The following is an 11,537-nucleotide window of genomic DNA, read 5'->3' as shown; positions in this document are numbered from 1 at the left end:
AATCTCCTCTCTATTTCCGCTCTCCTTTCTATTAGACTCTTATTCTATGAGAAAAGTTACGTTCATTGCATAGTATAATATTCGACAAAGTCAAAAAAGACGATCCGAATCGAATCGGATCGTCTTGCTTAGACAGATCATGAACGCTGATATATTACAGTGCGTCTGCTTTCAACTGATCCGCTTTGTCCGTACGCTCCCAAGGCAAATCGATATCCGTACGGCCAAAATGTCCGTAGGCTGCCGTTTGCTTGTAAATCGGGCGACGCAGGTCGAGCATTTTGATAATGCCTGCAGGGCGCAGGTCGAAGTTTTTGCGAACGATTTCGACCAGCTTCTCTTCGCTCACTGTACCTGTACCGAATGTATCGACGGAGATCGATACCGGCTTAGCCACACCAATTGCGTAGGCAAGCTGTACTTCGCACTTGTCGGCAAGACCTGCGGCAACAATGTTCTTCGCAACATAGCGTGCTGCATATGCGCCAGAACGGTCAACTTTCGTCGGATCTTTACCGGAGAAAGCGCCGCCGCCGTGACGAGCGTAACCGCCGTACGTATCGACGATAATTTTACGGCCTGTGAGACCTGCATCCCCTTGTGGTCCACCGATAACGAAGCGCCCCGTCGGGTTGATGAAGTATTTGGTATCGGCATCGATCAAGTGCTCCGGTACAACCGGCTTGATGACATGCTCTTTAATGTCAGCTTGAATTTGCTCCAGCGTAATTTCTTCCGCATGCTGGGTAGAAACGACAATCGTGTCGACACGAACCGGCTTTGCTCCATCGTATTCGACAGTAACTTGCGTTTTACCATCCGGACGGAGGTAGCCAAGCGTTCCGTTCTTGCGAACTTCGGACAAGCGGCGGGACAATTGGTGAGAAAGAGAAATCGGCAATGGCATCAATTCAGGAGTTTCATTGACTGCAAAACCGAACATCATCCCTTGGTCGCCCGCTCCGATCGCTTCGATTTGATCGTCCGACATTTGACCTTCACGTGCTTCGAGGGCTTGGTCTACCCCTTGTGCGATGTCAGGCGATTGCTCATTCAAGGAAACAAGCACGGCGCAAGTGGACGAGTCAAAACCATACTTAGCTCGCGTATAGCCAATATCTTTAATCGTTTGACGTGCGATCGATTGGATATCGACAAACTCCGAACGGCTTGAAATTTCACCGATCACAAGCACTAAACCTGTAGCAACGGAAACTTCGCACGCAACACGCGCGTTAGGGTCATTAGCAAGAAAAGCATCCAGAACGGAGTCGGATATTTGGTCGCAAATTTTATCCGGATGACCTTCGGTAACGGACTCGGATGTAAACAAGCGACGACCGGTTGAATTGGACATTAGAACAACCTCCTACTGCTAGTATTAATTAATGAATAAGTCTACATGCAAAAAATTAACCTTTTCCGAGTGGAAAAGGTTTCTTTAATGTTTACCTTCATTCTGTATGTTACTGGATTTGTCCAACACTGTCAATGAATTCGGGACTTGTTCAAAAAAATTAACAATTAGTGCTTTAAATTGTTTCCAGCTAGAGGCCGAACAACGTTTCCTCTGCCTTTTTAATTAGGCGGGAAGTAATCGTTCCCCCGACAGCGCCTGCATCACGAGATGCGATATGCCCCCAATAATCCTCTTTCACTTGTTGGGACGGAATTGAACCAAGCTCTGTCGCAAACTCCACATTCATGCTCGCCATCTGTTTACCTACCGGTAGCCCCAGTTCGGCCGCAATTTCATACTTCAGAATATCCAACGCTTTTCCGCTCTCCGGTACGACCTTCTTGTTTGTTTTCGACATAATCGAAAGCCTCCTTCATCGGGATGTGGGTTTAGTATGACCGATCCGAAGGAAGTCAAACGTATAAATGATTGGTCGCAAGGGTAAAATTATGGAGTAGCTTTTGTACCATCGGCGTTTAAGATGGAATAGCTTCCGCGTACCATAACAAATATATCTTGTTTGTTTTTTGGATCCGGCTTAATTCCCCGTCCTTCGCGTGGAACAATAAGCAAATGATTCAGCTCGACCGGTGCGCCATTCGTAATATCTTTACCTATGGTAACGTCAGCGATACCGCTTTCATCGGAGCTGGTGACGAGTACTTTACCGCTTCGAACAATGATTTCGGTGCCTGAGCCGCCATAGAGAGCTTGCGATTGCTGGAGTTCAACGATAGTGAGGTTAGTCGTAGATGGAGCAGGTTGAGTAGAAGGATCCGGCGCTTTACCGCCGCTGCTTGTCTGATTCGCAAGGGCCTCTGTAATTTTCTTCTCGATTTGTTGATCCAAGTAGCTTTTGGTAATGACAGGATCGTTGACTGAGCCTGGTGTTACTGCCGTGTCAGAACTGCTGGCATTGGCTATGTATATGGTGCTCGTGCAAATCAGGACCATACAAAGCATTAACTTTTTCTTGAACGTGTTCAACATATATAATCACCTCTGGATAGGTTCTTAAAATAAAAGAGACCCTTTCGGGTCTCTCTTATAAACTTCTGTTACGGAGTCACAGTAACGTCAGTAGTTACAGATTTAGTACCGGAAGTAGCTTTCAGTACGAAGCTTCTAACCGTACCGCTAAGTGTGATAGTACCGTCACCAGCAACAGTTACAGTACCGCCTCCAACTACATCAGACACGGAGTAAAGAACGTTCGTGAATTGTCTGAAGTTGAAGATTTCACCTTTCGTGTACTCAATACCGTAGTTGTCAACTACTTTAAGATCCATAATTGTGTACGCTTTGTCAACCAAAGCAGTGCCTGCGCCGTTTTTCGCTGCATCAGCGGAGCTGTTACCAGCTGTCAAGGAAGCTACAGATACTGGATCCGTTTTGACATTAACGTTCACAACTTCTGTTTTTTGCTCACCTTTGAGGTTCGTGTAAGCAATCGTGATTGTAGCAGTACCTGCTTTGTTACCAACGATTGCCGCTTTACCTGCATCGGTAGGGTCAACAGTTTCAGTTACGTTGCCACTTGCGTCAACGGAAACTCCGAAACCATTATTATAAACAGCATGAGCTACGCTAGTGTTAGAAGAAGTTACTGCTGTAATCAGGTTTTCAGGAATCGCAACTTCGTTACCGGATTTGTCTTTTGCTTTGATCGAAACGACTCTGCCAAGAGCATTGTAGTACTCTTTAGCATCGCTATCTTTAAAGTTCTTAGTCATGCCGCTATCCAACACTGCAAACAGGTCTTTAACCGGCTCGATTCTGTAAGTCAGCTCAGTAGTGCTTGGAAGTACTTCAACTTCGTTGTCAACAGTTTTCAAAGTAACTGTTTTAGTTGCATCCGTGAAGCCTGTTTTATTTTCCAACAGTTTAACTTCCAGCTTCACTTTTTGAGCAGTGTTCGTTACATTTTGGCCAGTCAACTTGATTTCTTTACCGTTAAACGCTTTGAAGTTCGTGCTAGGAACATCTACTCCATCTGCTACTGGACCGGATACAGTACCATATGTTGCGTTAGATACGCTAACAGCAAGTTTGTAGTTAGCAGCGTTAGAACCAAGGGAGTCCAACTTCTCGCCGTATTGGTCAAGTACTTGCCATTTAACTTTGGAAGCACCGCCGTTAGTAGCTTTGTGAGCTGGCTCAGCGCTTACGAGTTTAATCGTATCAGCTACACGTTGGTCTTGAACCGTGTATTGTTGGTACTTATTAACTTGTACGTTTGCTGTGTAGATACCAAGGTTAACGTAAACTACTCCGCCTTTACCAGCAACAATGGAGTCTAGTTTAATCTGACCTTTGTGTTCACCGCTTTGAACAATTGCATCGTTACCGTTACCCAATGGACCGGTTGCGATGTTTGCTCCAGAAACGGAGATTGTAAAGCGCTTGTTCTTAGCATTGTCTACGATATCATCTGCGCTTAATTGGTTGCCATTAGCATCATAGGCCACGATTGGGATGTATTTATTTACATCGCCTGTTGCTAACACACCGTTGAAAGAACCAAAGTCTACGCTAGTTGCAAGCTTTGTCGATTTAACAGAGATTGTTGCAGTAGCAGAGGATCCGCTAACATATACAGTCGCTGTATATTCGCCTGCTTTATCAATGTTTTTGGACAAGCTGATTTTCAATTTATCTTTCTTAGCTGTAGTAGCATCAAACTTCAACGCTTCATCATTCCAAGGAGTGATGATAACATCAGCTTTCGTACGATCGCTCAAGGAAGCAAATGCGCCCGTAAATTTATCGTTGTCTTTGAAGACATCGCCATATTGATCGTATCTTGTGATTGGAAGCTCTACATACTCGCCTTCGCCATTCAAAGTTGTAGATCCAGTGGAATATACCGGTGCGCCAAGCTCAATTTTGGAAACCATTGGCTCTGTACCAATTTTGAATGTTTTTTGAGCGGAAATGTTGGAGTTCGTCAGGTAAATGTTGATCGGAACAACATCAAGCTCACTTGTAGTTGGAGTCCCTGCAGAGTTTCTAGTAGTGTCCAACTCAATTTCAAGGAAACCTGTATCATCATTTCTCTTAACGGTTTTAGTTTCGCCGCCTGCCATAGCCGTGTAGCTACCGCCGTTGATAGAAGCATTCTCACCGTATTGGTTTTCAGCTTTCACCTTAACGATTACGCTAGGGGATTTAGCAATTTTTTCACTTGGGTTAACGAAGCTCAGCTTAGTCAACTTCTCGTCTTCAGCAGTGAATTCGGCAGTGGATTTATCAATTGTAGCAGCATCCAAGCCAGTAACCGCTACAGAGTAAGAACCTGCAGTAATTTTAACATCATCCAAAGTCAAGATTGCGGATTTTTTGTCTTCGGAGAACTTAGTTGTTGTAGCAATTGCTAGGCTGCCTTTTTTCAGTGTTACTTGAGCTTTGTCAGTATCAACTGGTTTGTTGAAGTTTACAGTAACTTGTCTAACGCCAGTTGCTTTAGCTTCAGTTACGCTAACTTTGCCAGCTGGAACGTATTGTTTGTCAGCAGCGTAGGAAGACAATACGAGCAAGTCACGAGTAGCTGCGGAAGTACCACCGAAAGTACCGTCTTCGCCGCTAGTCAAGATTTTTTTCTCGATTGCTACTGCAACGTAACCTTTAGCCCAGTCGGAAACTGTTTTGTCGCTTACGCCAGCGCTTGCTTTCGCTTCAGCTTCCCAACCAAGACCACGAACCAGGAAAGTTGCGAGTTCTTGTTTAGTAACTTCGCCAGCAGGATTGTATTCACCAGGTGCATAACCGTCAGTCAAACCAGCAGCTTTCAAAGCTTCGATGTAAGGAAGAGCGTAGCCGTTAGCTGGGTCTTCTGCTTTAACATCGCTGAAGCTGGAAGTTTTCAAGGAAGTGTCAACTTCCAGATCAAAGATCAAAGCTGCAACTTTAGCGAATTGAGCGCGGTTCATTTTGTCTTTCAGACCAAATGTTTTTTCGCCTACGCCGTCGAAGATGCCGCCAGAGATCATTGCATCGAAAATTACTTTTTGTTCTGCTGTCAGATCTTTCAGATCGTCGAAGTCAGCAGATGTTTTCTTAGCTTCAGCTTCAGCGCCGAACGCAACGGAAGAAAACATCGAGAATGCCATAGCCAAGGACAAAATTGCAGATAAACTTTTTTTCATAACCTTTTTTTCTCCTCCTCGAATATCTTTCGGTTGTTGAGAGTTTTCTTTAGATAAATTATAGCTCATTTCCCTCATTAGCCGATTCACCCCCTTCCCAGAGTTTAGAGCAAAAATGATTTTAACTTAGTTAAGTCTGCAACGTATAAGTTTGCAGAAACTAGTAAACACTAATAATGTCCCTACTTAGAGACTCGCATGCCATTTAACATTATACACTGACATGCTACCAAAGGTAAAGAGCAAATTTTGTGAATATTATCCAATGTTTAATGCTCTTTCCTTGTTCCTTGCGTGATTCACTGTATTAAACGCAAGGTTTTTTAAAAAGTTGCGCCTCTCGAAAAACTTTTTTTGTTTTTCTGTCGTTTTTTTAACCCGCAAGCTTCGCTTCACTTTCATCTATCATTTCGTGTGCCGCTCACTTACGAAACTTAGTATATCGTGATATATCACTTTCGTCATTACTTAGTATTTTCCATACACCATACTCATTGGACATCCCTTGTATGTAACGAAACTATCTTCGTCTGCAGCTGCTTGCAGCGAAGATAGTTTCTTGTCGTGATTTCTTATTTCGGGAATTTCTTTTGCTGCTGCAGGACACGATAAGCGATAGTTGCAGCTTGCGCTCTGGTGATGTTGGAGCCAGCGTCAAAGCGGACTGTTTGTTTGCTTTGTCCCTCAAGCAAATCATTCGGAATTCCGTCCATCAATTTTGCTTTCGTGATAGCTTCAATAGCCGGAACAAACTCAGGATCCGTAATGTTAACCCCGTCGGTATAAGCTTTCTGAAGCGCTTGGGACGCTTTCGTGAGATCGGAGTTCATTTTCAAATCCGCCGCTCTTGCGATCATCAGAGCCGCTTGCGCCCGCGTTAGCGATTGGTCATGCCCGAAGATATTGCCGGCTTGGCCACGAATAATACCTGCACGGGCAGCCGCTTCAATATGCTTAAAGTCATACAGGCCAAAGCCGCTTCTCAAGTCGCTGCCGCGCGGAACATCGATAAACATGCCGTTATAAGTGCGATCCCCGGTATCGACACGTGTATCCGGGTTTTCTAACGGCAGATCGAAGATATTAACGAGCATCTGCACGAATTCGCCCCGGGAAATAAACTCATCCGGCAAGAAACGGTTCGGTTCCGTATCCTTGCTGCGCATAATGCCTTTGGAATACAAAGCTTCAATATAAAGCTTCGCCCAGTGTTTGTTCGTAGCCGTATCCAGATCGCCAAAACCATTGTCCATGTACATGACCTGGAAGTAGCCGAATGAATCGATCGGAACGGTAATCGTGTTGTTCTTCGGATTCACGACGCCGCCGATATTGCGCCATTCTCCGTTTGGTCTTGAAGGCGTGAGACTCCCATTCAAATTCTCAAATACATTATATTGATACACGGTGAGATAACGCCATGCATCGTCACGGATTACGGCATCGTATTTCAGAGTAAGCGTACCCGGTTTGCTTGGAACGACTAAATAATTGATATCGCGATTCTGGAATTGACCTACACTTGAATTAATGTCGGACGGTTCCGTCGGCAAACGGCCGCCGCCCTTGGTCAAAGCTTGCGTCATAAGCGCTTCTTTGTTTGGATCGCTGTCGGCAATATTCTCAATCGTACCGGCATCGATCCAGAAACGTTTACTTGCCGGTCTGAACCGTCCTGTCGTTTCATTCAAGAAATCTTTGAACGCCGGTGTTTCTGTTTTCTCGACACGTCCGTCAACCGTGCTGGCAATCGCAAACAGAAGGCTCCGCTCGGATGTAATGAACTTATCATTACGATCGTTACGAATCAGTTTCGTGTCTTTAGGGAACGTTAAGCTGACATCCCCCTCGAATACTTTAAACGAAGTGCCCATTTTCGCTTTGTATTGCAGACCTTCAATAGCTGTATTCGTATTGTTCAACACGATAGAACCCGCCTGTTGATTCGTACCGCGTACGACAGTGAATTTAATTTCGTTTTTGCCTGCTTTTAAATTTGTCACTTCATAACGGAACACGCCTGGATATGCCTTTTGCTCCAGCGCCTCTTCTTTGCCGACGAGAACTTGTGTTGCTTTCTCCGCATAAATCAGAAGCGTCTGATAGTTTTTGTTGATATTCAGCTGCGCCTTGCCGTCCGAGTTTTTAATCAATACAAGGTCTTGGAAGCCCGTAGAATTGCCCAGCGATAACGGATCAATGATGCGGTAAGGCTGCGGTTCCTTCGTAATACGAATTTGCTGCTTCACTTCGGACCCGCTTGCAGCCTTGACTCTTAAATTGAATATAAACTCCCCGTAGGTATCTGCAGGAAAGGTGTAATCGTTCACGCGCACATCGTCATACGCAGGATCTCCATTCGCCGGAGTTACGGTCGTAATGGTTTTGGCTATCGCTATTTCCGTCGACTTGCCCGGCAGCTGTACGGTTACATCAATGACAGCATTGTGGGACAACCCGTTCGTGACACGACCGATCAAATCAATCTGCGTAGCTGTCGTAATGTAGCTCTGAGCGTTCTTGACGAAGCGCGGATCGCTCACATTGTAGTCCAGATCGAACAAGGTAATGGTAGGACCGTTATCGGAAATAATGAAAAATTCGTATTTGAATGTAACCTCTTGACCATTGACCTTCACTTTGAACGTCAATGTCTTTTTACCGTCGGTGTTGAGCACGTTGTTGACGTTCAATCCCGCCCCGGAGATTCGGAACGTTTCAATGTCAGCCGGGCTGTTCGGATAGTCTATCGTTAACGGCTCTCCATTAAGGGTCGCCTCCATCGTTGCCGAGGCTTTATTAATAATACGTCCGGAAATACACACCTGCCCCAGCATAGCCGCGGCCGTACATTTCAGTTGATCCTTACCTGTAATCACCATACCGTTATAAACGTTGTCCAAGAGCAGCAACGGCGAAGAGGAGATTTGCAGATTATAGGTTTTCGTCGAAGCCAGTCTTGGTGCCGAGCATGTGGCGTCCGCGCACGGAACAACTTCCAGAAGAGCGGATCCGTCCGGAATTCCTTGTAATGTCACCGTCATCTCCCCGGTATGAGTCGCCGGTGCAGCCGGAGTTACAGCAGTAACCGGATAGATGCCGCCTGTATTGGCTGTGGCCGCGTCCATATCGTCATACGGCTGGCCGTTGATTTTCACCAGGACACCCGCCGAGTTGTTGGTCAGGACCTTCAATTTTGCTGGAAATCGGGTGATTTGCGTGAATCCGTTCGGCTTGTTCAGCGCAACCGTCTTCGTCGCATCTACAAACAATTGCACGTCTTGATTAATATACGGTTGGTCTTTATCGACAAAATCGAAAAAGAACTGTCTTTTAAAAGAAGGAAGACGGTTATCGGCATCGACATAATTAACCTCAAAAATCTGGTTGGAGCTTCCTGTCGCGACAGGCAACTGTACGGTTATATCATGAATGGAAAAATCGGGGCCATCCGGCGTCTCCGAATGAAACGTGTTCACACCCGCCGTATCATTGTTCAAATCGGGATCGGTCCCCGTACTGGTAAACCCGTTCGACGCAAAATCATAACGGACAGTATATTTCCCTGCCGTACCGGATATGTACAAATCGGCATACTCGTATTGGTATACAGACGTTGTTACATTGGACTTCAGCTTCAAACGAAGTTCGACGTCACTGACGTTGTTGGTTTCAATCGTCGGACGATAGAGAAGCTCTAACGGGGAGGTGGCTGCGCCCAATCCTTTAATGACTGCGTCATATGGATAGGCCTTGCCGTCATCATATAAGAACTTGCGAGTTAACGAGTACGTATTGTTGCCTTGCTTCGAAACAAAAGTAAGCTCGTTATTACCGGCTTCCAGATTCATGTCGCTGATCCGCCCGGTATTAAAATAAAAAGTAAATTTGTTGCGCGAAAAGCTGGCCGGATAATACGCCGTACCATTCAAATAAACGACGATTTCATCGGCATTCGTCGCTGTACCTGTGATGGCCTCAAGCGTACCGGCTCTCTTCACCGTTGAGTTGTCGTTAAGCTGTTGATCGTTCAATTTCAGGTCACTGATCGACAAGGCCGCCGAGAAGTTCGCCCACCCTGGTACGGATGTATATCCGAAGGAATCGTGTTTCATCTCGATTTTATTCAAGCCTTGCGACAGCATAATATTATTAAATGTAATTTCGCTGCCGTTTTGAACGGGTTTAATGGCTTTGTCTTCCGTTACCTTCTTCGTTGTCGTATTCGTAATCCGAAGGTAAATGCCTGCGACTTGGTTATCCGGTATTCCGGCAATATTGGCGCTCACCGTGACGGGATTCGTCGTAAACGTATCCACCGTAGCCGCCGAGCTTGGGGTATCGTCAGTCGCCGATACCGGAGCCGACACGTTATTCAAATTTGAGATGGTGATGGAAACCGCAGCCGCACTTACCGAAAGAGGCGTCCAGAGCGTTAGCAGCATGGCGAAAATAAGTAATGCGGATAACGCACGGTTGTTCTGGCGTTTCAAGTTGATCTCCTCCTTGCTTGCTTATGGTTATGTTGGTTATTCAAAGCATGGGTACGTAATAACGAACGTCTGAGCAGTTCCGAAAGTGCCTCCTTCCAACGCATTTCTACATGATTAGACACACTAACCCTGTATAAAGTCTCATGTACTTTACTTATCGGTTAGAGAAGTAGAAAAATTTAGGTTTGCACTGAAATTCCAACTACAAAAAAATCCCAAGCCGCGGAAGGCCTGGGATTCGCTAAGGAATTAAAATTAATTATTTCGAGATTTCGTATTCAATTGCATTGTCTTCATGGCTTTGTTCAAGAACTGAAGTACCGGCTTCTTTGTCTTACTAATAATCCCTATCGCTTCCGCGCCTAACACCAAGATACACAGAAGCACAGTGACGAGCAATACCGTTCCCCACAGCGTTTGCTGCTGGGACATATAAGAAAGCAGTACCGCCGACGTTCCGAACACTAGGGAGATCCCGTAAATGATCAGCACCGTTGAGCGATGACTGAATCCTAACTGCAGCAGGCAGTGATGCAAATGACTTTTGTCCGCGACAGAAATGGGCAGGTTATTCACCCAGCGACGCATAATGGCAAAGAACGTATCGGACAATGGCACGCCAAGAATCATGATCGGTACAAGCAGTGAAACGACCGTCGCTTGCTTAAAGCCCAGAACGGACAACGTAGCTAGCGTAAACCCGAGGAACAACGCGCCGGAATCGCCCATGAAAATTTTTGCCGGATGGAAGTTGTAGAACAAGAATCCCCCGATGCTTCCTAGCAAGACCGCACACAGCAAGACCACGGTCACATTCCCCATCATCAAGGCGAGTACAAGTATCGTGCAGGTTGCGATTCCCGATACGCCGGCGGACAAACCGTCCAGACCGTCGATGAGATTGATCGCATTGGTCACGCCAACGATCCAGAAGATCGTTAACGGCACCGCCAACCATTCGAGCGAAATAACACCGTCACCGAACGGCACGTTGACAAGATCGATTACAACGCCGGAATAAACGACAACGCTTGCGGCCAAAATTTGTCCGAGCAGCTTAAGCTTTGGCGATAAATCAAAGCGGTCGTCCAACGCTCCGATCACGACGACGATCGCTCCACCCACCAATAGGCCAAAAACGACGTCCGATTTCAGCGCGTCCATCGCAGGCGATACAACGAAGTAAGCGGCAACGAATGCGATGAAAATCGCCAGTCCGCCCAAACGCGGCATGATACGGCTATGTACCTTGCGGTGATTCGGCGCATCGACGGCTCCTACCCAAAAGGCAAATCGTTTCACCAGCGGTGTCATCAGCAGCGCGATCAGCATAGCTACGGCAAAACCGATTACGTATAACCAAGTCATTTGTGTGGTCACAACCCCTTTTTCTATGAAAACCCCAAACACTTCAAATTATACTCGTGCGGCCGGAGAAAC

At 46.0% G+C, this 11,537-nt stretch carries 6 protein-coding genes; all 6 read right to left on the bottom strand.

Annotation, left to right across the window (positions count from 1 at the left end):
• Positions 1–154: 154 nt before the first annotated feature.
• A complete protein-coding gene (gene metK, locus PVA01S_RS19960) occupies positions 155–1,357 on the bottom strand; it encodes a methionine adenosyltransferase (RefSeq protein WP_127609044.1) in 1,203 nt (400 codons plus the stop codon).
• 190 nt (positions 1,358–1,547) lie between these two features.
• The gene (locus PVA01S_RS19955; RefSeq protein ID WP_054799369.1) at positions 1,548–1,817 is read right to left on the bottom strand and encodes an alpha/beta-type small acid-soluble spore protein; all 270 of its coding nucleotides are present in this window, start codon (positions 1,815–1,817) and stop codon (positions 1,548–1,550) included.
• A gap of 89 nt (positions 1,818–1,906) precedes the next feature.
• Positions 1,907–2,449: a hypothetical protein gene (locus PVA01S_RS19950; RefSeq protein WP_127609043.1), complete on the bottom strand. Its 543-nt coding sequence runs from the start codon at positions 2,447–2,449 to the stop codon at positions 1,907–1,909.
• Positions 2,450–2,517: 68 nt separating this feature from the next.
• Complete coding sequence (locus PVA01S_RS19945; RefSeq protein WP_127609042.1) at positions 2,518–5,682, bottom strand: S-layer homology domain-containing protein; 3,165 nt, start codon at positions 5,680–5,682, stop codon at positions 2,518–2,520.
• A 494-nt stretch (positions 5,683–6,176) separates the two neighbouring features.
• Positions 6,177–10,097, bottom strand: coding sequence for an S-layer homology domain-containing protein (locus PVA01S_RS19940; protein WP_127609041.1), 3,921 nt, complete (start codon positions 10,095–10,097; stop codon positions 6,177–6,179).
• A gap of 255 nt (positions 10,098–10,352) precedes the next feature.
• Positions 10,353–11,465 (bottom strand): MraY family glycosyltransferase, encoded by a 1,113-nt coding sequence (locus PVA01S_RS19935; RefSeq protein WP_127609040.1) that lies wholly within the window; start codon positions 11,463–11,465, stop codon positions 10,353–10,355.
• Between the last annotated feature and the right edge of the window lie 72 nt (positions 11,466–11,537).

This window comes from Paenibacillus validus NBRC 15382, assembly GCF_004000985.1.
GTDB lineage: Bacteria > Bacillota > Bacilli > Paenibacillales > NBRC-103111 > Paenibacillus_G > Paenibacillus_G validus.
This window is presented reverse-complemented; position numbering and strand designations above follow the sequence as displayed.

Excerpts from the sequence above, each read along its gene's own strand:
- metK (WP_127609044.1), bottom strand. The coding sequence starts at position 1,357 with ATGTCCAATTCAACCGGTCGTCGCTTGTTTACATCCGAGTCCGTTACC.
- PVA01S_RS19950 (WP_127609043.1), bottom strand. The coding sequence starts at position 2,449 with ATGTTGAACACGTTCAAGAAAAAGTTAATGCTTTGTATGGTCCTGATT.
- PVA01S_RS19955 (WP_054799369.1), bottom strand. The coding sequence starts at position 1,817 with ATGTCGAAAACAAACAAGAAGGTCGTACCGGAGAGCGGAAAAGCGTTG.
- PVA01S_RS19945 (WP_127609042.1), bottom strand. The coding sequence starts at position 5,682 with ATGAGGGAAATGAGCTATAATTTATCTAAAGAAAACTCTCAACAACCG.
- PVA01S_RS19935 (WP_127609040.1), bottom strand. The coding sequence starts at position 11,465 with ATGACTTGGTTATACGTAATCGGTTTTGCCGTAGCTATGCTGATCGCG.